24 protein-coding genes are annotated in these 19,145 nt (G+C 58.0%); 22 read left to right on the forward strand and 2 right to left on the reverse strand.

What is annotated here, in order from left to right; translation table 11 throughout:
- Window positions 1-11: 11 nt before the first annotated feature.
- The 17 genes from rplE to bfr all read left to right on the forward strand — a co-directional run bounded on the left by rplE (window position 12) and on the right by bfr (window position 10,278).
- Window positions 12-551 (forward strand): 50S ribosomal protein L5, encoded by a 540-nt coding sequence (gene rplE / locus AC1D1M_RS18080; protein WP_003210069.1) that lies wholly within the window; start codon window positions 12-14, stop codon window positions 549-551.
- A 13-nt stretch (window positions 552-564) separates the two neighbouring features.
- Window positions 565-870 (forward strand): 30S ribosomal protein S14, encoded by a 306-nt coding sequence (rpsN, locus tag AC1D1M_RS18085; protein ID WP_003176414.1) that lies wholly within the window; start codon window positions 565-567, stop codon window positions 868-870.
- Window positions 871-1,079: 209 nt separating this feature from the next.
- Window positions 1,080-1,472: a 30S ribosomal protein S8 gene (gene rpsH, locus AC1D1M_RS18090; protein WP_003186040.1), complete on the forward strand. Its 393-nt coding sequence runs from the start codon at window positions 1,080-1,082 to the stop codon at window positions 1,470-1,472.
- A gap of 12 nt (window positions 1,473-1,484) precedes the next feature.
- On the forward strand, window positions 1,485-2,018 hold the full coding sequence (gene rplF, locus AC1D1M_RS18095) for a 50S ribosomal protein L6 (RefSeq protein WP_003176412.1): 534 nt from the start codon (window positions 1,485-1,487) through the stop codon (window positions 2,016-2,018).
- Window positions 2,019-2,028: 10 nt separating this feature from the next.
- A complete protein-coding gene (gene rplR / locus AC1D1M_RS18100) occupies window positions 2,029-2,379 on the forward strand; it encodes a 50S ribosomal protein L18 (protein ID WP_003186037.1) in 351 nt (116 codons plus the stop codon).
- A gap of 3 nt (window positions 2,380-2,382) precedes the next feature.
- Complete coding sequence (gene rpsE / locus AC1D1M_RS18105) at window positions 2,383-2,883, forward strand: 30S ribosomal protein S5 (protein WP_003186035.1); 501 nt, start codon at window positions 2,383-2,385, stop codon at window positions 2,881-2,883.
- Between the two features lie 2 nt (window positions 2,884-2,885).
- Window positions 2,886-3,062 (forward strand): 50S ribosomal protein L30, encoded by a 177-nt coding sequence (gene rpmD / locus AC1D1M_RS18110; protein ID WP_003176408.1) that lies wholly within the window; start codon window positions 2,886-2,888, stop codon window positions 3,060-3,062.
- 3 nt (window positions 3,063-3,065) lie between these two features.
- A complete protein-coding gene (gene rplO, locus AC1D1M_RS18115) occupies window positions 3,066-3,503 on the forward strand; it encodes a 50S ribosomal protein L15 (RefSeq protein ID WP_003228720.1) in 438 nt (145 codons plus the stop codon).
- The gene (gene secY / locus AC1D1M_RS18120) at window positions 3,504-4,832 is read left to right on the forward strand and encodes a preprotein translocase subunit SecY (RefSeq protein WP_003228718.1); all 1,329 of its coding nucleotides are present in this window, start codon (window positions 3,504-3,506) and stop codon (window positions 4,830-4,832) included. It abuts the gene before it with no gap.
- A 24-nt stretch (window positions 4,833-4,856) separates the two neighbouring features.
- Window positions 4,857-4,973 carry a 50S ribosomal protein L36 gene (rpmJ, locus tag AC1D1M_RS18125; protein WP_002555468.1) on the forward strand — a complete coding sequence of 39 codons (117 nt, stop codon included), beginning with the start codon at window positions 4,857-4,859 and terminating at the stop codon, window positions 4,971-4,973.
- A gap of 130 nt (window positions 4,974-5,103) precedes the next feature.
- Window positions 5,104-5,460, forward strand: a complete 357-nt coding sequence (gene rpsM, locus AC1D1M_RS18130) for a 30S ribosomal protein S13 (protein WP_009045849.1) — start codon at window positions 5,104-5,106, stop codon at window positions 5,458-5,460.
- A gap of 30 nt (window positions 5,461-5,490) precedes the next feature.
- Window positions 5,491-5,880, forward strand: coding sequence for a 30S ribosomal protein S11 (rpsK, locus tag AC1D1M_RS18135; protein ID WP_002555466.1), 390 nt, complete (start codon window positions 5,491-5,493; stop codon window positions 5,878-5,880).
- 18 nt (window positions 5,881-5,898) lie between these two features.
- The gene (rpsD, locus tag AC1D1M_RS18140; protein WP_003176404.1) at window positions 5,899-6,519 is read left to right on the forward strand and encodes a 30S ribosomal protein S4; all 621 of its coding nucleotides are present in this window, start codon (window positions 5,899-5,901) and stop codon (window positions 6,517-6,519) included.
- A gap of 22 nt (window positions 6,520-6,541) precedes the next feature.
- The gene (locus AC1D1M_RS18145; protein ID WP_007970428.1) at window positions 6,542-7,543 is read left to right on the forward strand and encodes a DNA-directed RNA polymerase subunit alpha; all 1,002 of its coding nucleotides are present in this window, start codon (window positions 6,542-6,544) and stop codon (window positions 7,541-7,543) included.
- A 42-nt stretch (window positions 7,544-7,585) separates the two neighbouring features.
- Window positions 7,586-7,972 (forward strand): 50S ribosomal protein L17, encoded by a 387-nt coding sequence (gene rplQ / locus AC1D1M_RS18150; protein WP_007970429.1) that lies wholly within the window; start codon window positions 7,586-7,588, stop codon window positions 7,970-7,972.
- A 238-nt stretch (window positions 7,973-8,210) separates the two neighbouring features.
- Window positions 8,211-9,665, forward strand: a complete 1,455-nt coding sequence (locus AC1D1M_RS18155) for a catalase (RefSeq protein ID WP_477776699.1) — start codon at window positions 8,211-8,213, stop codon at window positions 9,663-9,665.
- 148 nt (window positions 9,666-9,813) lie between these two features.
- The gene (bfr, locus tag AC1D1M_RS18160) at window positions 9,814-10,278 is read left to right on the forward strand and encodes a bacterioferritin (RefSeq protein ID WP_008053867.1); all 465 of its coding nucleotides are present in this window, start codon (window positions 9,814-9,816) and stop codon (window positions 10,276-10,278) included.
- 65 nt (window positions 10,279-10,343) lie between these two features.
- Here the strand turns inward: bfr and uvrA are convergent, their stop codons facing one another.
- Window positions 10,344-13,178, reverse strand: a complete 2,835-nt coding sequence (uvrA, locus tag AC1D1M_RS18165; RefSeq protein ID WP_057713101.1) for an excinuclease ABC subunit UvrA — start codon at window positions 13,176-13,178, stop codon at window positions 10,344-10,346.
- A 191-nt stretch (window positions 13,179-13,369) separates the two neighbouring features.
- Here uvrA and AC1D1M_RS18170 point away from each other — a divergent pair, with 191 nt between their 5' ends.
- Complete coding sequence (locus tag AC1D1M_RS18170; protein ID WP_477776700.1) at window positions 13,370-14,767, forward strand: MFS transporter; 1,398 nt, start codon at window positions 13,370-13,372, stop codon at window positions 14,765-14,767.
- Between the two features lie 9 nt (window positions 14,768-14,776).
- The gene (locus AC1D1M_RS18175) at window positions 14,777-15,295 is read left to right on the forward strand and encodes a single-stranded DNA-binding protein (protein ID WP_413426437.1); all 519 of its coding nucleotides are present in this window, start codon (window positions 14,777-14,779) and stop codon (window positions 15,293-15,295) included.
- 103 nt (window positions 15,296-15,398) lie between these two features.
- Here the strand turns inward: AC1D1M_RS18175 and AC1D1M_RS18180 are convergent, their stop codons facing one another.
- Complete coding sequence (locus AC1D1M_RS18180) at window positions 15,399-15,947, reverse strand: cysteine hydrolase family protein (protein ID WP_477776701.1); 549 nt, start codon at window positions 15,945-15,947, stop codon at window positions 15,399-15,401.
- 101 nt (window positions 15,948-16,048) lie between these two features.
- Between AC1D1M_RS18180 and AC1D1M_RS18185 the strand changes: the two genes are divergently transcribed.
- The 3 genes from AC1D1M_RS18185 to AC1D1M_RS18195 all read left to right on the forward strand — a co-directional run bounded on the left by AC1D1M_RS18185 (window position 16,049) and on the right by AC1D1M_RS18195 (window position 19,097).
- Window positions 16,049-17,041 carry a GlxA family transcriptional regulator gene (locus AC1D1M_RS18185; RefSeq protein WP_477776702.1) on the forward strand — a complete coding sequence of 331 codons (993 nt, stop codon included), beginning with the start codon at window positions 16,049-16,051 and terminating at the stop codon, window positions 17,039-17,041.
- A gap of 198 nt (window positions 17,042-17,239) precedes the next feature.
- Window positions 17,240-18,349, forward strand: a complete 1,110-nt coding sequence (locus AC1D1M_RS18190) for a DUF3182 family protein (protein ID WP_477776703.1) — start codon at window positions 17,240-17,242, stop codon at window positions 18,347-18,349.
- Window positions 18,339-19,097 (forward strand): alpha/beta hydrolase family protein, encoded by a 759-nt coding sequence (locus AC1D1M_RS18195; protein WP_477776704.1) that lies wholly within the window; start codon window positions 18,339-18,341, stop codon window positions 19,095-19,097. The genes AC1D1M_RS18190 and AC1D1M_RS18195 overlap by 11 nt, the downstream gene beginning before the upstream one ends.
- Window positions 19,098-19,145: the final 48 nt, after the last annotated feature.

Raw genomic sequence — 19,145 nt, forward strand, 5'->3', positions numbered from 1 at the left:
GGTAGAAGACCATGGCACGACTAAAAGAGATTTACCGGAAGGAAATCGCTCCGAAACTTAAGGAAGAACTTAAGCTTTCGAACGTGATGGAAGTTCCGCGCGTTACCAAAATCACCCTGAACATGGGTCTGGGCGAAGCGATCGGCGACAAAAAAGTCATCGAGCACGCTGTTGCTGACCTGGAAAAGATCACCGGCCAGAAAGTCGTTGTGACCTACGCTCGCAAATCCATCGCTGGCTTTAAAGTCCGTGAAGGTTGGCCGATCGGCGTCAAAGTGACCCTGCGCCGTGAGCGTATGTACGAGTTCCTGGATCGTCTGCTGTCGATCTCCCTGCCTCGGGTTCGCGACTTCCGCGGCCTGAATGCCAAGTCCTTCGATGGTCGTGGCAACTACAGCATGGGCGTGAAAGAGCAGATCATCTTCCCGGAAATCGACTACGACAAGATCGATGCTCTCCGCGGTCTGGACATCACCCTGACCACCACTGCCAAGAACGATGATGAAGGCCGCGCTCTGCTGCGTGCGTTCAAATTCCCGTTCCGCAACTGATTGGAGTAGGACCATGGCCAAGATGAGCATGAAAAACCGCGAGCTGAAGCGTCAGCTCACGGTTGCCAAGTACGCCAAGAAGCGTGCAGCACTGAAAGCTATCATCGTTGATCTGAACGCAAGTCCAGAAGCGCGTTGGGAAGCTACAGTAGCCCTGCAGAAGCAGCCACGTGACGCAAGCGCCTCGCGCATGCGTAACCGCTGCCGCCTGACCGGTCGTCCACACGGCGTTTACCGCAAGTTCGGCCTCGGCCGTAACAAGCTGCGTGAAGCTGCCATGCGTGGTGACGTACCGGGTCTGGTTAAAGCCAGCTGGTAAGTACTGTCAAAGTCTCGGTGTCCAGGATCGCAAGATCCTGACCACCGGTGGCCTTGAATCTGGATCAAGCCCCTTTTGGGGCTTGATTCATTTCCGGGGTGTGTCTAGAATACCCGGCTCGCCTGAGCCCGTGTTTTTCATGCTCGGAGATTCTCGGCGACACGTAATAGCCGCAAGGCTAATTTTTTTGTATTAGGAGCGTCTAGCCCATGAGTATGCAGGACCCGTTAGCGGACATGCTAACTCGTATCCGTAATGCCCAGATGGCTGAAAAGTCCGTCGTAAGCATGCCATCTTCCACGTTGAAGGTAGCTGTTGCCAAAGTCCTGAAGGACGAAGGTTACATTGCGGGTTATCAGATCAGCAGCGAAATCAAACCACTGCTGTCCATCGAGCTGAAGTACTTCGAAGGCCGTCCGGTTATCGAAGAAGTGAAGCGCGTTAGCCGTCCAGGCCTGCGTCAGTACAAGTCCGTCGATGATCTGCCAAAAGTTCGTGGCGGTCTCGGTGTGTCTATCGTCTCCACCAACAAAGGTGTGATGACGGATCGTGCTGCGCGCGCTGCCGGTGTCGGCGGCGAAGTTCTTTGCACTGTGTTCTAAGGGGGGATAAGCATGTCTCGCGTCGCTAAGAACCCCGTTAAGCTGCCAGCCGGTGTCGAAGTAAAATTCGCAGGCCAACAGCTTTCGGTGAAGGGTGCCAAGGGTACTCTTGAACTGAACATCCATTCGTCCGTTGAGATCGTTGAAGAGGCTGGTGAGCTGCGTTTCGCTGCTCGCAATGGCGATCAACAAACTCGCGCAATGGCCGGTACCACGCGTGCGTTGGTAAACAACATGGTCCAAGGCGTAAGCCAAGGCTTCGAGCGCAAGCTCCAGCTGGTCGGTGTTGGTTACAAGGCGCAAGCAAAAGGCACGGTTTTGAACCTGGCCCTTGGCTTCTCGCACCCAGTGGATTACGAACTGCCGGAAGGCATCACCGCTGAGACTCCTAGCCAGACCGATATCCTGATCAAGGGCATCGACAAGCAGCTGGTAGGTCAAGTGGCCGCTGAGATCCGCGACTTCCGTCCACCAGAGCCGTACAAAGGCAAAGGTGTGCGCTACGCGGACGAAGTCGTCCGTCGTAAAGAAGCCAAGAAGAAGTAGGGCATAGCAAATGACCGACAAAAAAGTTACTCGACTGCGTCGCGCTCGCAAAGCACGCCTGAAAATGCACGAACTCGAAGTCGTGCGTCTCTGCGTGTTCCGCTCGTCGCAGCACATCTACGCCCAGGTCATCTCGGCCGACGGCAACAAAGTCCTGGCAAGCGCCTCGACTTTGGATAAAGAACTGCGTGATGGTGCCACCGGCAACATCGACGCGGCCACAAAGGTTGGCCAGCTGGTCGCTACGCGTGCTAAGGCCGCTGGCGTCTCGCAAGTGGCTTTCGACCGCTCTGGCTTCAAGTACCACGGCCGCGTTAAAGCGCTGGCTGATGCTGCTCGTGAAGCTGGGCTGGAGTTCTAAGTTATGTCAAATAACGACCAAAAGCGCGACGAAGGCTACATCGAGAAGCTGGTTCAAGTTAACCGCGTAGCCAAAACCGTTAAAGGCGGCCGTATCTTCACTTTCACCGCGTTGACCGTGGTTGGTGATGGTAAGGGCCGTGTTGGCTTCGGCCGTGGCAAGTCGCGTGAAGTGCCTGCTGCGATCCAGAAGGCAATGGAAGCTGCTCGCCGCAACATGATCCAGGTTGATCTGAACGGCACCACTCTGCAGTACGCAATGAAGTCCGCTCACGGCGCTTCGAAGGTGTACATGCAGCCTGCTTCTGAAGGTACCGGTATCATCGCTGGCGGCGCTATGCGTGCTGTCCTCGAAGTTGCTGGCGTTCAGAACGTTCTGGCCAAGTGCTACGGCTCGACTAACCCGGTAAACGTGGTTCACGCCACTTTCAAGGGTTTGAAAGCAATGCAGTCTCCTGAATCCATTGCCGCCAAGCGTGGCAAAAGCGTCAAGGAGATCTTCTGATCATGGCTACCGTAAAAGTAACGCTGATCAAAAGCATGACCGGCCGTATCCCTAACCACAAACTGTGCGTTAAGGGTCTGGGTCTGCGTCGCATCGGTCACACTGTAGAAGTCCAGGATACTCCCGAGAATCGCGGGATGATCAACAAGGCTTACTACATGCTGCGTGTCGAGGGTTAATCGATGAAACTCAATGATCTGAGTCCAGCGCCGGGTTCCCGTCGCGAAAAGCATCGTCCGGGCCGTGGTATCGGTAGCGGTTTGGGTAAGACTGGTGGCCGTGGTCACAAAGGTCAGACCTCTCGCTCCGGTGGCACCATTGCTCCAGGCTTTGAAGGCGGTCAACAGCCGCTGCATCGTCGCCTGCCGAAGTTCGGTTTCGTTTCCCTGAAGGCCATGGACCGCGCAGAAGTGCGTCTGTCCGAGCTGGCTAAAGTGGAAGGCGACATCGTCACCGTGCAGTCCCTGAAAGATGCCAACGTGATCAACGTCAACGTACAGCGTGTGAAAATCATGCTGTCCGGTGAAGTGACTCGCGCTGTCACTATCGGCAAGGGAATCGGCGCCACCAAAGGTGCGCGTGCGGCTATCGAAGCAGCTGGCGGCAAGTTCGAGGAATAAATGGCTAAGCAAGGTGCTCTCTCTGCGCTCGGCAAAGGCGGTATGTCTGAACTCTGGGCTCGTCTGCGTTTTCTGTTCCTGGCGATTATCGTCTACCGAATAGGCGCACACATCCCGGTTCCAGGTATCAACCCGGACCGACTCGCGGACCTGTTTCGACAGAATGAGGGGACCATTCTTAGCTTGTTCAACATGTTTTCCGGCGGCGCGCTGGAACGGATGAGCATCTTTGCACTGGGGATCATGCCGTACATCTCGGCATCGATCATCATGCAACTGATGACCGCCGTCAGCCCGCAGCTGGAGCAGTTGAAGAAGGAAGGTGAAGCTGGCCGTCGCAAGATCAGCCAGTACACCCGCTACGGCACTGTCGTCCTCGCTCTCGTCCAGGCCATTGGCATGTCCATTGGTCTGGCGGGGCAGGGCGTTGCGTTCACTGGTGACTTTGGCTTCCATTTCGTCGCGGTATCCACGTTTGTGGCTGGTGCGATGTTCATGATGTGGCTGGGTGAGCAGATTACTGAGCGTGGTGTTGGCAACGGTATCTCGATGTTGATTTTTTCGGGTATCGTCGCCGGTCTTCCGAGAGCGATCGGGCAGTCTTTCGAGTCTGCACGTCAGGGTGATATCAACATCTTCGCCCTGGTTGCCATCGGTTTGCTGGCAGTAGCGATTATCGGTTTCGTGGTGTTCATTGAGCGTGGTCAGCGTCGTATTGCTGTTCACTACGCCAAGCGTCAGCAGGGCCGCAAGGTCTTCGCTGCGCAGACCAGCCACTTGCCGCTGAAGGTGAACATGGCCGGTGTTATTCCGGCTATTTTCGCGAGCAGCATTTTGCTGTTCCCGGCTTCGTTGGGTGCCTGGTTCGGTCAGTCTGAAGGTATGGGCTGGTTGCAGGACATCTCGCAGTCGATCGCTCCTGGTCAGCCGTTGAATATTCTGCTGTTTAGTGCAGGGATTATTTTCTTCTGCTTCTTCTATACGGCGTTGATGTTCAATCCGAAAGACGTAGCGGAAAACCTGAAGAAGTCCGGTGCCTTTATTCCGGGCATCCGTCCAGGTGAGCAGTCAGCGCGCTACATTGATGGCGTTCTGACTCGCTTGACCATGTTCGGTGCTCTTTACATGACGGCCGTCTGCCTGTTGCCCCAGTTTCTGGTGGTTGCAGCCAACGTACCGTTCTACCTTGGCGGGACCTCGTTGCTGATCGTCGTCGTGGTTGTGATGGACTTCATGTCCCAAGTACAATCGCACCTCGTTTCGCACCAGTACGAATCCCTGATGAAGAAAGCCAACCTGAAGGGTTACGGCAGCGGCATGCTGCGCTGACCCATAAGGTTCGAGGAGTTGGTGATGAAAGTTCGTGCATCGGTGAAAAAGCTGTGCCGTAACTGCAAGATTATTCGCCGCGAAGGTGTTGTTCGAGTAATTTGCAGCGCGGAACCGCGTCACAAACAGCGCCAAGGCTGAGTGTGATTGTGCTTCAAGCCCGGCAGCTAGTGCGCTGCCGGGTTGATTATTTGTTATTACAGCGATATTATCTCGCGCCCTATTTCTTGGCTTCCGGGGCGTAGGTAGCTGTCAATTGGAGTCCCACTGAATGGCCCGTATTGCAGGCGTTAACATTCCAGATAACAAGCATACTGTTATCTCGCTGACCTACATCTATGGTGTTGGTCGCACTACTGCACAGAAAATTTGTGCAGAGACTGGGGTAAACCCAGCAGCAAAGATCAAAGATCTGAGCGACGAGCAAATTGAACAGCTGCGTGGCGAAGTGGCGAAGTTCACCACTGAAGGTGACCTGCGTCGCGAAATCAACATGAAAATCAAGCGCTTGATGGACCTCGGTTGCTATCGCGGTCTGCGTCATCGTCGCGGTCTTCCAGTACGCGGTCAGCGTACCAAGACCAACGCGCGTACCCGTAAAGGTCCGCGTAAGCCGATCCGCAAGTAATCGCCCCAGCGAATCGACAGGAATTTAATCATGGCAAAACCTGCTGCTCGTCCTCGTAAAAAAGTTAAAAAGACAGTGGTTGATGGCATCGCCCACATCCATGCATCTTTTAACAACACCATCGTGACCATCACCGACCGTCAAGGTAACGCTCTTTCCTGGGCTACCTCCGGTGGTTCGGGTTTCCGCGGTTCCCGCAAGTCCACCCCGTTTGCTGCTCAAGTAGCTGCTGAACGTGCTGGTCAAGCTGCGCTGGAATACGGCCTGAAAAACCTCGACGTCAACGTCAAAGGTCCAGGTCCAGGTCGTGAATCCGCAGTCCGCGCTTTGAACGGCTGTGGCTACAAGATCGCCAGCATCACCGACGTGACGCCAATCCCGCACAACGGGTGCCGTCCGCCGAAGAAGCGCCGCGTGTAATCCAGGAGATTGTAAAGAATGGCTCGTTACATTGGTCCAAAATGCAAACTCGCTCGTCGCGAAGGCACCGATCTCTTCCTGAAGAGCGGCGTGCGCGCGATCGAATCGAAGTGCAACATTGAAGCAGCACCTGGTATCCACGGCCAGCGCCGCGGTCGCCAGTCCGACTACGGCACCCAACTGCGTGAAAAGCAGAAGGTCCGTCGTATCTACGGCGTTCTCGAGCGTCAATTCAGCGGCTACTACAAAGAAGCTGCTGGCAAGAAAGGTGCAACCGGTGAAAACCTGCTGCAACTGCTCGAATGCCGTCTGGACAACGTTGTATACCGTATGGGCTTTGGTTCGACTCGTGCCGAATCCCGTCAGCTGGTATCGCACAAGTCGATCAGCGTAAACGGTCAGACCGTTAACGTTCCGTCCTACCAGGTTCGTGCTGGTGACGTGGTCGCTGTTCGCGAGAAAGCAAAAAATCAACTTCGCATTGTCCAAGCTCTCGATCTGTGTGCCCAACGTGGCCGCGTAGAATGGGTAGAAGTAGACACTGAGAAGAAGTCGGGCGTTTTCAAGAACGTTCCAGCTCGCAGTGATCTGTCCGCCGACATCAACGAAAGCCTGATTGTCGAGCTCTACTCCAAGTAAGGGCTAGAAAATAGGTGCATCCATGCAGATTTCGGTAAATGAGTTCCTGACACCCCGCCACATTGATGTGCAGGTTGTCAGTCCAACCCGCGCCAAGATCACTCTCGAGCCTCTCGAGCGTGGCTTTGGCCATACCCTGGGCAACGCGCTGCGCCGCATCCTGTTGTCCTCAATGCCCGGCTGTGCAGTAGTCGAGGCCGAGATTGACGGTGTGCTCCACGAGTACAGCGCCATCGAAGGTGTACAGGAAGACGTAATTGAAATCCTGTTGAACCTTAAAGGTCTGGCTATCAAGCTGCACGGTCGTGACGAAGTTACGCTGACCTTGTCGAAGAAGGGTTCGGGGGTGGTTACCGCTGCCGATATTCAGCTGGATCATGATGTCGAGATCGTTAATCCCGATCACGTAATCGCTAACCTGGCGTCTAACGGCGCCCTGAACATGAAGCTCGTAGTAGCTCGTGGTCGTGGTTATGAACCGGCAGACTCGCGTCAGAGCGATGAAGACGAAAGCCGCAGCATCGGTCGCTTGCAGCTTGACTCTTCGTTCAGCCCGGTTCGCCGTATCGCATACGTGGTGGAAAACGCCCGTGTCGAGCAGCGTACTAACCTGGACAAGCTGGTTATTGATCTGGAAACCAACGGTACTCTGGATCCTGAAGAGGCAATTCGCCGCGCTGCAACCATCCTGCAACAGCAGTTGGCTGCGTTCGTCGACCTCAAGGGTGACAGTGAGCCAGTGGTTGTCGAGCAGGAAGACGAGATCGATCCGATCCTGCTTCGCCCGGTTGACGATCTGGAACTGACTGTACGTTCGGCTAACTGCCTTAAGGCGGAAAACATCTACTACATCGGCGACCTGATTCAGCGTACCGAAGTAGAGCTGTTGAAGACTCCGAACCTGGGCAAGAAATCCTTGACTGAAATCAAGGACGTTCTGGCCTCCCGCGGTCTGTCCCTCGGCATGCGCCTCGACAACTGGCCGCCTGCAAGTCTTAAGAAGGACGACAAGGCGACTGCCTGATCGTCGTAATCACCGAACGTAGTGTTTGGTAAGGAATGAACCATGCGTCATCGTAAAAGTGGTCGTCATCTGAGCCGCACCAGCTCGCACCGCAAGGCCATGTTCCAAAACATGGCGGTGTCGCTGTTCGAGCACGAGCTGATCAAAACTACTCTGCCAAAAGCTAAAGAACTGCGCCGCGTTGCTGAGCCGCTGATCACTTTGGCCAAGACAGATAGCGTTGCTAACCGCCGTCTGGCTTTCGACCGTACTCGTTCGAAAGCTATCGTTGGTAAGCTCTTCAACGACCTGGGCAAGCGTTACGCTACCCGTGAGGGTGGCTACCTGCGCATCCTCAAGTGCGGTTTCCGCGCTGGCGACAACGCGCCTATGGCGTACGTCGAGTTGGTTGATCGTGCTACTGCTGGCGAAGCTGTATCTGCCGAGTAAGACGTCAGTCTGAAACAAAGAACCGGGCCTAGTGCCCGGTTTTTTGTGCCTGTAAGAAACGCGCCTTTTGTACAAGCGTCTCCTTCGTCTGTGTCGTCATCATGTGATGGGGATGATCATTAGTATTTTTCTATCGATGTCTGCAAGTTAATGAATTTGTAGGTGTCATATTGATGATCAATACTCCTTCTCAGCCGATTAGCCGGCAGTTCAAGACCGACAGAGGAAGGAAGATCGCATGAGCCAAAACACAACGCTTACCACCGCCAGTGGCGCTCCTGTTGCCGATAACCAGAATTCCCGCTCCGCCGGCCCTCGCGGCCCGCTGCTGCTCGACGACTTTCACCTGATCGAGAAGCTTGCCCACTTCAACCGTGAAAACATCCCTGAGCGCCGTGTACACGCCAAAGGCTCGGGTGCCTACGGTACGTTCACCGTGACGCGCGATATCACTCAATACACCAGCGCGAAGCTGTTTGAGGCAGTCGGTAAGCAAACCCCGACTTTCCTGCGGTTTTCCACCGTGGGTGGAGAGCGTGGTTCGGCCGATACCGAGCGTGATCCGCGTGGCTTTGCCTTGAAGTTTTACACCGAGGAAGGCAACTGGGACATCGTTGGCAACAACACCCCTGTGTTCTTCATTCGCGATCCACTGAAGTTTCCGGACTTTATCCACACCCAGAAACGTTTGCCGCAAAGTAACCTGAAGAGTGCCCAGGCGATGTGGGACTTCTGGTCGCATTCGCCCGAGGCGCTGCACCAGGTCACCATCCTGTTCTCCGACCGGGGTATTCCTGACGGGTACCGACACATGCACGGCTTTGGCAGCCACACTTACAGCCTTATCAACGCTCAAGGTGAGCGTCACTGGGTGAAGTGGCACTACAAGACCAAACAAGGGATCAAGAACCTTGCTCCTGCCGAGGCGGCGCGCCTGGCGGGTACTGATCCGGATTACGCCCAGCGCGACTTGTTCAATGCCATCGAGCAGGGTGATTTCCCGAAATGGCGCGTGTGCATTCAGATCATGAGCGAGGCTCAGGCGGCGGCGCACTACGAGAACCCGTTTGATGTCACCAAGACCTGGTCGCAGAAAGAGTTTCCACTGATCGAAGTCGGAGAACTGGAGCTCAATCGCAATCCGCAGAACTACTTCGCGGAAGTCGAGCAAGCGGCGTTCGGTCCCAGCAACATGGTCCCTGGCGTTGGTCTGTCGCCGGATCGTATGCTGCAAGGGCGGGTCTTCGCCTATGCGGACGCTCATCGCTACCGTGTCGGTACCAATCACCAGCAGTTGCCAGTCAACGCTCCGCGGAGTCCGGTCAACACTTACCAGCGCGATGGTTCGATGGCTTTTGGCAGCAATGGCGGCTCGACGCCGAACTACGAGCCGAACAGCTACGTCGAGTCGCCGAAGCAGGCGCCTCGTTACGCAGAGCCGGCGTTGGCCCTCAGTGGTGCCGCCGATCGTTACGACCACCGTGAAGACACGGATTACTACAGTCACGCCGGCGCGTTGTTCCGCTTGATGACTGAAGAGCAGAAATCACTGCTGGTCAGCAACATCGCCGGTGCGATGGCAGGTGTGTCGAGTGATGTGGTTGACCGTCAGTTGCAGCATTTCTACAAGGCTGACCCGGCGTATGGAGAAGCAATCGCAAAGCTGCTCAACGTACAGCTTAACGAAGTCTAAATGAGAAGCAGAACCGCCCTTGTTTGGGTGGTTTTTGCGTTATTTTGGCCGGTTTTCTCAGAATATCTTCGCTTTTATTGCGTCTTCAGAGTGACGATAAGGGCATGTTGGTTCAAACTACAACTTTCAAGCAGGGAGATGTAGGGCGATGCAAGGCCACCCAGATGTGATCGATTACCTCAATACGTTGCTGACCGGCGAGCTGGCCGCGCGTGATCAATATTTCGTGCATTCGCGGATGTATGAGGACTGGGGTTTCACCAAGCTCTACGAACGAATCAACCACGAGATGGAAGAGGAAGCAGGGCACGCCGATGCCCTGATGCGCCGGATTCTGATGCTCGAAGGCACGCCGCGCATGCGTCCGGACGATCTCGATGTCGGCACCACGGTGACAGAGATGCTCGAAGCGGATTTGCGCCTGGAATACAAGGTCCGTGCTGCGCTGTGCAAGGGCATCAAGCTCTGCGAGCAGCACAAGGACTATGTCAGCCGCGAAATGCTGCGGGTTCAATTGCATGACACTGAAGAAGATCACACCTACTGGCTCGAGAAGCAGTTGGGTCTGATCAAGTTGATCGGGCTTGAGAACTACCTGCAATCCCACACCTGATTGCTGCGAATACAAAAAAGCCCCTGTCACTGATGAAGTGACAGGGGCTTTTTCATGGGGCCCGGTTAAGCCCGATCGCGCTCCAGCAGCGGCTTGAGGTAGTAACCGGTATGGGATTGCTTCATCTCTGACACTTCTTCCGGTGTGCCGACGGCAATGATCTGCCCGCCCTTGGAACCACCCTCCGGACCCAGGTCCACCAGCCAGTCAGCGGTCTTGATCACGTCCAGGTTGTGTTCGATCACTACCACTGTGTTGCCGTGGTCGCGCAGGCGATGCAACACGTCCAGCAGTTGCTGGATATCCGCGAAGTGCAGCCCGGTGGTGGGTTCGTCGAGGATGTAAAGGGTCTTGCCGGTATCGCGCTTGGACAGCTCGCGGGACAGTTTCACCCGCTGGGCTTCACCGCCAGACAGCGTGGTCGCCGATTGCCCCAGCTTGATGTACGACAGGCCGACGTCCATCAACGTTTGCAGCTTGCGCGCCAGGGCCGGTACGGCATCGAAGAACACCCGCGCTTCCTCGATGGTCATCTCGAGGGTTTCGTGGATGCTCTTGCCCTTGTACTTGATCTCCAGGGTCTCGCGGTTGTAACGCTTGCTCTTGCACACGTCGCAGGGCACGTAGATGTCCGGCAGGAAGTGCATCTCGACCTTGATCAGGCCGTCGCCCTGGCAGGCTTCGCAGCGGCCGCCCTTGACGTTGAAGGAGAAGCGCCCCGGCCCGTAGCCCCGGGAGCGGGACTCCGGTACGCCGGCGAACAACTCGCGGATCGGTGTGAACAATCCGGTGTAGGTCGCCGGGTTGGAACGCGGTGTACGGCCGATCGGGCTCTGGTCGATGTCGACGACCTTGTCCAGGTGCTCCAGGCCCTTGATGCTGTCGTGGACGGCCGCTTCAAGGGTAGTGGCGCCATTCAGCGCTGTGGCGCTCAAAGGGAACAGGGTGTTGTTGATCAGCGTCGACTTGCCGGAGCCGGACACGCCAGTCACGCAAGTCAGCAGACCAATCGGAATCTCCAGGTCGACATTGCGCAGGTTGTTGCCGCGCGCGCCCTTGAGCGAAAGCGTCAGCTTCTTGTTGCGCGGCGTGCGCTTGGCCGGGACTTCGATCTTCACCCGGCCCGACAGGTATTTGCCCGTCAGCGAGTCCGGGTGCGCCATGACCTCGGCAGGCGTGCCTTCGGCGACGATATGCCCGCCGTGCACGCCAGCGCCCGGGCCGATGTCCACCACGTAGTCGGCCAGACGGATCGCGTCTTCGTCGTGCTCGACCACAATCACAGTGTTACCGATATCGCGCAGGTGCTTGAGGGTGCCCAGCAGCCGGTCGTTATCGCGCTGATGCAGGCCGATGGAGGGTTCGTCGAGGATGTACAGGACGCCCACCAGGCCGGCGCCAATCTGGCTGGCCAGACGAATACGCTGCGCTTCACCGCCGGACAAGGTGTCTGCACTGCGATCCAGCGACAGATAGTCAAGGCCGACGTTGACCAGGAACTGCAGGCGTTCGCGGATTTCCTTGAGGATCTTGTCGGCAATTTCGCCACGCCGACCGGTGAGCTTCAGTCCGCCAAAATAATCGGACGCATCGCCGATCGGCAGGTTGGTCACTGCCGGCAGGGTTTTCTCGCCGACCCACACGTGCCGCGCTTCACGCCGCAGACGGGTGCCACGGCAATCCGGGCACGATTGGGTGCTGAGGAACTTGGCCAGTTCTTCGCGCACCGATGCCGATTCGGTTTCGCGGTAACGGCGTTCCAGGTTCGGCACGATGCCTTCGAACGGGTGCGAGCGTTTGACGATATCGCCACGGTCGTTCAGGTATTTGAAGTCGACGTTTTGCGAACCGCTGCCGTGCAGGATGAATTTCTGCTGATCGGCTGGCAGTTCGTTGAACGGCACTTCCAGGCTGAACTTGTAGTGCGAGGCCAGTGAGCCGAGCATCTGGAAGTAATAGACGTTGCGCCGGTCCCAACCACGAATCGCTCCTTCGGCCAGGGTCAGTTCGCCGTTGACCAGGCGCTTGATGTCGAAGAACTGCTTCACCCCCAAACCATCACAGGTCGGGCAAGCGCCGGCCGGGTTGTTGAAGGAAAACAGCTTGGGTTCCAGTTCGCTGATCGCGTGGCCGCAGATCGGGCAGGCGAAGCGTGCGGAGAAGATCATCTCTTCACCCGGTTCGTCGTCCATCGGCGCCACCAGGGCAATGCCGTCCGCCAGTTTCAGTGCGGTCTCGAAGGATTCGGCCAGGCGTTGTTGCAGGTCGGCGCGGACCTTGAAGCGGTCGACCACGACATCGATGGTATGTTTTTTCTGCTTGTCGAGCTTGGGCGCTTCGTCCAGTTCATAGAGCTTGCCATTGATTCGGGCGCGGACGAAGCCTTGTGCGCGCAGCTCTTCGAAAACCGACAGGTGTTCGCCTTTGCGCTCGCGGATGACCGGCGCCAACAGCATCAGCTTGCTGCCCTCCGGTTCGGCGAGGACCAGGTCGACCATCTGGCTGACGGTCTGCGCTTCCAGCGGGATATCGTGATCCGGGCAGCGGGGAATACCCACGCGTGCATAAAGCAGACGCAGGTAGTCGTAGATTTCGGTGATGGTGCCGACCGTCGAGCGCGGGTTGTGCGAGGTCGACTTCTGTTCGATGGAGATCGCCGGCGACAGGCCTTCGATGGTGTCGACGTCGGGTTTTTCCATCATCGACAGGAACTGCCGGGCGTAGGCCGACAGCGATTCGACGTAGCGGCGCTGACCTTCGGCGTACAGGGTGTCGAAAGCCAGGGACGACTTGCCGGAGCCAGACAAGCCGGTGATGACGATCAGCTTGTCCCGTGGCAGGGTCAGGTCGATGTTCTTCAGGTTGTGGGTTCGAGCCCCACGAATCAGGATCTTGTCCAAGGTGGCCTCGCTTGGCGGGCGTCGAAAACGTAGGAGTATACGGCCAAATACTGGATGGATGCACACTATCAAGCGAGTGGGCTAGTGTCTTACATGAAGAGTGTGTCAGCAATGCGCGTCAAAGCGTCGCGATATACCCTGCCAATCGATGGGACTGGTAGAATCGCCGCCGGTTCACATGAGGTTTTTCCATGCACGATCCCCACAGCGAGCGCATGAGTGGTAGCGAGACCCGCGCGGCAAGCGGTCTGGCCCTGGTGTTCGCCTTCCGTATGCTTGGCATGTTCATGGTGTTGCCGGTACTGGCGACCTATGGGATGGATCTGGCCGGAGCCACGCCGGCCCTGATCGGTCTGGCGATTGGCGCTTATGGCTTGACCCAGGCAGTATTCCAGATTCCGTTCGGTTTCATTTCCGACCGCATCGGTCGTCGCCCGGTGATTTACCTGGGCCTGATCGTGTTTGCCCTCGGCAGTCTGCTGGCAGCCAATGCCGACTCGATCTGGGGCGTGATCGCCGGCCGGATCCTGCAGGGCGCCGGAGCGATTTCCGCGGCGGTCATGGCCCTGCTGTCCGACCTGACCCGCGAGCAGCACCGGACCAAGGCCATGGCCATGATCGGCATGACCATCGGCCTGTCGTTTGCGGTGGCCATGGTGGTCGGCCCGCTGCTGACCCGCGCCTTCGGACTGTCCGGATTGTTTCTTGCTACCGGAGGCATGGCGCTGTTCGGCATCGTGATCGTAATGTTCATGGTGCCGCGCTCCACCGGCCCGTTGCAGCACCGCGAGTCCGGTGTCGCGCGCCAGGCGCTGATCCCGACGCTCAAGCATCCGGACCTGCTGCGCCTGGACCTGGGCATTTTTGTCTTGCACGCGATGTTGATGTCCAGCTTCGTCGCCTTGCCGCTAGCGCTGGTCGAGAAAGCCGGGCTGCCTAAAGAGCAGCACTGGTGGGTGTACCTGACCGCGTTGCTGATTTCTTTCTTCGCCATGATCCCGTTCATTATCTACGGCGAGAAGAAACGCAAAATGAAACGAGTTTTACTCGGCTCCGTCGTGACGCTGATGCTCACTGAGCTATTCTTCTGGCAGTTCGGCGACAGCCTGCGGGCTCTGGTGATCGGTACGGTGGTGTTCTTCACCGCGTTCAATCTCCTGGAAGCTTCGTTGCCGTCGCTGATCAGCAAGGTTTCACCGGCAGGTGGCAAGGGCACGGCGATGGGGGTTTATTCCACCAGCCAGTTCCTTGGGTCGGCATTGGGCGGCATTCTTGGCGGCTGGCTGTTCCAGCATGGCGGTCTGTCGGTTGTGTTCCTCGGATGCGCCGGTCTGGCTGCCCTCTGGCTGGCCTTTGCTGTTACCATGCGCGAACCTCCCTACGTCACAAGCCTGCGCTTGCCGTTGTCGCCCGAGGCGATCCGCGAAGCGGGTCTGGTCGAGCGCCTGAAGGCGGTCGTAGGGGTAACAGATGCAGTCATCGTCGCAGATGAGGCGGCGATTTACATCAAACTGGACACCGAACTATTGGATCGCACCACCCTTGAGTGCCTGGTGAACAACCCGGCCGGGGCAGCGTGCGTAGCCTAGGAGAACGTTATGGCCCGTGGGGTTAACAAAGTCATATTGGTCGGCACTTGCGGCCAGGATCCCGAAGTTCGCTACTTGCCTAACGGTAATGCCGTGACCAACCTGAGTCTGGCGACCAGCGAACAGTGGACCGACAAGCAAACCGGTCAGAAAGTCGAAAAGACCGAATGGCACCGTGTTTCGATGTTCGGCAAAGTGGCTGAGATCGCCGGCGAATACCTGCGTAAAGGTTCGCAGGTTTACATCGAAGGCAAGCTGCAGACCCGCGAGTGGGAAAAAGACGGTATCAAGCGTTACACCACCGAAATCGTGGTCGACATGCAAGGCACCATGCAACTGCTGGGCGGCCGTCCACAGGGTGACCAGCAGGCTCAGGGCGGCGGTAACAACTACCAGCAGTCCGCGCCACGCCAGCAGGCTCCACGTCCACAGCAGTCGGCGCCGCAACAGTCGCGCCCGGCTCCACAGCAGGCCGCTCCTCAGCCGGCTCCGGATTTCGACAGCTTTGATGACGATATTCCGTTCTGAAGCAGCTGCCAGCCTCAAGCTACAAGCGGCAAGCTGAAACACAAAACCCGCACTTCGCTTGGAAGTGCGGGTTTTTTATGGGCGGTGGAATTTAATCGCAGACTCAGGCCGCGAGGAAGTCGTTGGTCGACATCACGCTGGCATATGCAAACGCCAGGGCCGCCATGAACGCCGCATGAACCTGCGCCGCTGGAACCGTCACGCCATTGAATTCCAGGTCACGGGTGGCACAGGCGTCGTGGATCACGGTCACCGTGTAGCCAAAGTCCGCTGCCGCACGGGTGATGCCGTCGACGCACATGTGGCTCATGCTGCCCACGACCACCAGTTCCTTGATGCCTTGCTCGTCGAGGATCGATTTCAGCTCGGTTTCGCGGAACGAGTTGACGAAGTGCTTGAGCACCACCGGTTCGTCGTCGCGGTTGATAACTTTGGGGTGCAGCTTCGCGCCTTCGGAGTTCGGGGTGAAAAACGGCGCCTCTTCGGAGGTGAATTCGTGGCGGATGTGCACCACCGAATCACCGGCGTCACGGAAGGCCTCGATCAGGCGTGCGGCGTTGTCCGCGGCGGCGTCGGCACCGACCAGCGGCCACTTGCCTTGGGGGAAGTAGTCGTTCTGGATATCGACTACGATGAGCGCTTGCTTGGCCATGACTGTTTCCTCGAAGTGTGTGTTGGTGTGGAATGAAGTATTGGCTCTGGCAGGCGATCCGAGGATTGGCCGCACCGACAATAGAAGGGGGAAAACTGACAATGGACGCAGAAAGGGCAATCGCCGAACTCGGTGTGCCGATCTATCCCGGCGCGCAGATGGCGGCGGTGCATGGGTTGACGGATTTGTTCGGGGTGGCCAACCGGATCGCCGCCGAGCATCAGTCTGCGCAGTTGCCGCTGTTGCGGGTCAGCCATTGGCAGGTCGAAGGCGATCAGCCACCGGTTCGGATCTTCGACAGCCATCCTGGCCCGGAGCGTGCTCTGGTGGCTGTGTTGATTCCGCCGTCGATCGGCGGTTTTTCCGAAGGCCAGGCGCCACAGGGATTGATCCGCTGGTTGCGCGAGCAACATGCCAGCGGCGCGACACTGGGCGGGGTTTGCGTGGGTTCTATCCTGTTGGCCGAAAGTGGTCTGCTCGACGGTCGCAGCGCCACCACTCACTGGACCTCGGCCAAAGCCTTCGCTGAACGTTATCCGGCGATCAGGCTCAAGGCCGACACACCGATTGTCGATGACGGCGACCTGATCACCACCGCCGGGCTGATGGCCTGGTCCGAACTGGGTTTGCGCCTGGTCAACCGGTTGCTGGGACCGAGCATTGCCACCAATACCGCACGTTTTCTGGTGGTGGAGCACAGCGACAGCGCCAGCGAGTGCGGCAGCAACTTTGCGCCGATCCTCAGCCATGGCGATGCGGCGATTCTCAAGGTGCAACACTGGCTGCAAAGCACCGGGGCGACCGATGTATCGCTGGCGGCGATGGCCGAAAAGGCAGGCCTGGAAGAACGCACCTTCCTGCGACGATTCCGCGCGGCCACCGGGCTCAAACCCACCGAGTACTGCCAGCATCTGCGAGTCGGCAAGGCCCGGGAAATGCTCGAGTTCACCAACGGCACCATCGACCACATCGCCTGGACCGTGGGTTATCAGGACCCCGGGGCGTTTCGTGCGACGTTCAGGAAAATCACCGGGCTGGCGCCGAGTGATTATCGGACGCGGTTCGGGGTGACGCCGGGGGCCGCAGCACGGTAAGTGGTGTACTGCAAATCCAGTGTGGGAGTCGTGCAAAATGCCGGAATCCCGAAGGGTGTCGTGCAGAATAAAACAGGCCACATGCCATCACTTCTAACGCAACAGGCTGACTTCAAAGACGTTTCCCCTTAGGACGTCTTGGCCTGATCCCTGCACCCCTTCAACTACATTCAGCAAGCGTCGATTGAAGGGGGATGCATGACCCCAACAAACCGCAAGAAACTGGTGGTTGCCCATTCGGTGCTCGCCGACGCGCCACTGCATGAAGTCGAAACCAACCGTGCGCTGGCCCGCTGGCTGGCGCAGATTTTGGGGCTCAAGTACGGCGGCAGTTACGACCCGCAGTTGCACGACGGGCGGGACCTCTACCTGTTGCCGACCCAGACCCTGGTGGGCGCTGCGGCTGCCCGGCAACTGGGGGTCAAGGGGCCGGAGGATTTGTGGGGCGGTTATGTCGACCACGACTTCATATGCACCAAAGCCATCAGTCACGGATTGCTCAATCGCCACGCCCATGCGCCGCCAGGCTGGGCTCCGTTGTTTTCCGAGCGGGTGCGCAGCGTGGTGCTCGACGGTCTCAGCGTATTCTCCCTGAAGGATGCGCGCCCGGCGGCGGAGCATCTGTTGTACACCGGGCCGATCCGCCTGAAACCGATTCATGCCTGCGCCGGACGTGGTCAGGAAGTGATCAATAGCCTCGACGAGTTCGATGAAGTGCTTGCCAGGCCAGAGGCTGAGGCGACGTTCACTGAAGGCGTGGTGCTGGAACAGGATCTGGACCAGGTGATCACCCACAGCGTCGGCCAGAGTTTTATCGGCGGCAAGGTACTCAGTTACTGCGGTGATCAATACTTGACCGAGGACGCTCAGGGTGAGCAGGTGTATGGCGGGTCCAACCTGCTGGTGGTGCCGGGTGACTACGACGAATTGCTGAAGCTGGATCTGCCGGAAGACGTGCGCCTGGCGATCCATCAGGCACAGGTGTTCGATAACGCGGCGGATGAAGCCTATCCCGGCTTTTATGCCTCGCGGCGCAATTATGACATCGCCCAAGGCCTGGACAGTAACGGCCAGTCGCGCAGTGGTGTGCTCGAACAGTCCTGGCGCATGGGCGGTGCCAGCAGCGCCGAGGTGGCAGCCTTGCAGAGTTTCGTCAACGATCCGGGGATGTGCGCGATTCGTGTGTCTTCGGTGGAAACCTACATCGATCAGTCGTTGCCGGCAGACGCCATCGAGGTGTACCGCGGGCCGGCGCAGACCAGTGACTTTCTCCTCAAGTACGTGACGGTCAAATCCCATGACGGCTAGAAGCGAATCCATTCAGATCGACATCGACGACGAACAGATGAGCGGGACTTTTCTGAGCCCCAAATCGAAAGTCCCCGGCGTGCTCTTCGTGCACGGTTGGGGCGGCAGTCAGGAGCGGGATCTGGAGCGCGCCAAAGGCATCGCCGGGTTGGGCTGTGTCTGCCTGACCTTCGACCTGCGCGGGCACACTGGCGGCACCGGCATTCCATTGTCCCGGGTGACCCGCGAAGACAACCTGCGCGACCTGCTGGCAGCCTATGACCGCTTGCTCGCGCACCCGGCCCTCGATACCTCGGCGATTGCCGTGGTCGGCACCAGTTACGGGGGTTATCTGGCCTCGATCCTGACCTCGCTGAGGCCGGTGCGCTGGCTGGCGCTGCGGGTGCCGGCGCTGTATCGCGACGAGCAATGGCTCGCACCGAAACGCGACCTGGACAAGCTGGATCTGCGTGATTACCGAAGCACCCTGGTGCGTGCCGACAGCAATCGTGCCTTGCATGCCTGCTCGCAATTCACCGGGGATGTCCTGCTGGTGCAGTCCGAGACCGACGACTACGTGCCCCATTCGACAATCATGAGTTACCGCGCGGCCTGCCAGCAGACGCACTCACTGACCCATCGCATCATCGACGGCGCCGACCACGCCTTGAGCGACCCGGTTTCACAGCAGGCGTACACCTCGATCCTTGTCGGCTGGATTACCGAGATGGTGGTGGGGGAGCGGTTGAGCATTATTCAATCCCGGTGATTTGCGGTGTGCTTGCGGACGCCATCGCGGGCAAGCCCGCTCCCACAG

Source organism: Pseudomonas sp. P1_F7, assembly GCF_056405655.1.

Bases quoted from the DNA above. Each gene is read 5' to 3' on its own strand.
- rplE (WP_003210069.1), top strand. From the start codon at position 12: ATGGCACGACTAAAAGAGATTTACCGGAAGGAAATCGCTCCGAAACTT.
- rpsN (WP_003176414.1), top strand. From the start codon at position 565: ATGGCCAAGATGAGCATGAAAAACCGCGAGCTGAAGCGTCAGCTCACG.
- rpsH (WP_003186040.1), top strand. From the start codon at position 1,080: ATGAGTATGCAGGACCCGTTAGCGGACATGCTAACTCGTATCCGTAAT.
- rplF (WP_003176412.1), top strand. From the start codon at position 1,485: ATGTCTCGCGTCGCTAAGAACCCCGTTAAGCTGCCAGCCGGTGTCGAA.
- rplR (WP_003186037.1), top strand. From the start codon at position 2,029: ATGACCGACAAAAAAGTTACTCGACTGCGTCGCGCTCGCAAAGCACGC.
- rpsE (WP_003186035.1), top strand. From the start codon at position 2,383: ATGTCAAATAACGACCAAAAGCGCGACGAAGGCTACATCGAGAAGCTG.
- rpmD (WP_003176408.1), top strand. From the start codon at position 2,886: ATGGCTACCGTAAAAGTAACGCTGATCAAAAGCATGACCGGCCGTATC.
- rplO (WP_003228720.1), top strand. From the start codon at position 3,066: ATGAAACTCAATGATCTGAGTCCAGCGCCGGGTTCCCGTCGCGAAAAG.
- secY (WP_003228718.1), top strand. From the start codon at position 3,504: ATGGCTAAGCAAGGTGCTCTCTCTGCGCTCGGCAAAGGCGGTATGTCT.
- rpmJ (WP_002555468.1), top strand. From the start codon at position 4,857: ATGAAAGTTCGTGCATCGGTGAAAAAGCTGTGCCGTAACTGCAAGATT.
- rpsM (WP_009045849.1), top strand. From the start codon at position 5,104: ATGGCCCGTATTGCAGGCGTTAACATTCCAGATAACAAGCATACTGTT.
- rpsK (WP_002555466.1), top strand. From the start codon at position 5,491: ATGGCAAAACCTGCTGCTCGTCCTCGTAAAAAAGTTAAAAAGACAGTG.
- rpsD (WP_003176404.1), top strand. From the start codon at position 5,899: ATGGCTCGTTACATTGGTCCAAAATGCAAACTCGCTCGTCGCGAAGGC.
- AC1D1M_RS18145 (WP_007970428.1), top strand. From the start codon at position 6,542: ATGCAGATTTCGGTAAATGAGTTCCTGACACCCCGCCACATTGATGTG.
- rplQ (WP_007970429.1), top strand. From the start codon at position 7,586: ATGCGTCATCGTAAAAGTGGTCGTCATCTGAGCCGCACCAGCTCGCAC.
- AC1D1M_RS18155 (WP_477776699.1), top strand. From the start codon at position 8,211: ATGAGCCAAAACACAACGCTTACCACCGCCAGTGGCGCTCCTGTTGCC.
- bfr (WP_008053867.1), top strand. From the start codon at position 9,814: ATGCAAGGCCACCCAGATGTGATCGATTACCTCAATACGTTGCTGACC.
- AC1D1M_RS18170 (WP_477776700.1), top strand. From the start codon at position 13,370: ATGCACGATCCCCACAGCGAGCGCATGAGTGGTAGCGAGACCCGCGCG.
- AC1D1M_RS18175 (WP_413426437.1), top strand. From the start codon at position 14,777: ATGGCCCGTGGGGTTAACAAAGTCATATTGGTCGGCACTTGCGGCCAG.
- AC1D1M_RS18180 (WP_477776701.1), bottom strand. From the start codon at position 15,947: ATGGCCAAGCAAGCGCTCATCGTAGTCGATATCCAGAACGACTACTTC.
- AC1D1M_RS18185 (WP_477776702.1), top strand. From the start codon at position 16,049: ATGGACGCAGAAAGGGCAATCGCCGAACTCGGTGTGCCGATCTATCCC.
- AC1D1M_RS18190 (WP_477776703.1), top strand. From the start codon at position 17,240: ATGACCCCAACAAACCGCAAGAAACTGGTGGTTGCCCATTCGGTGCTC.
- AC1D1M_RS18195 (WP_477776704.1), top strand. From the start codon at position 18,339: ATGACGGCTAGAAGCGAATCCATTCAGATCGACATCGACGACGAACAG.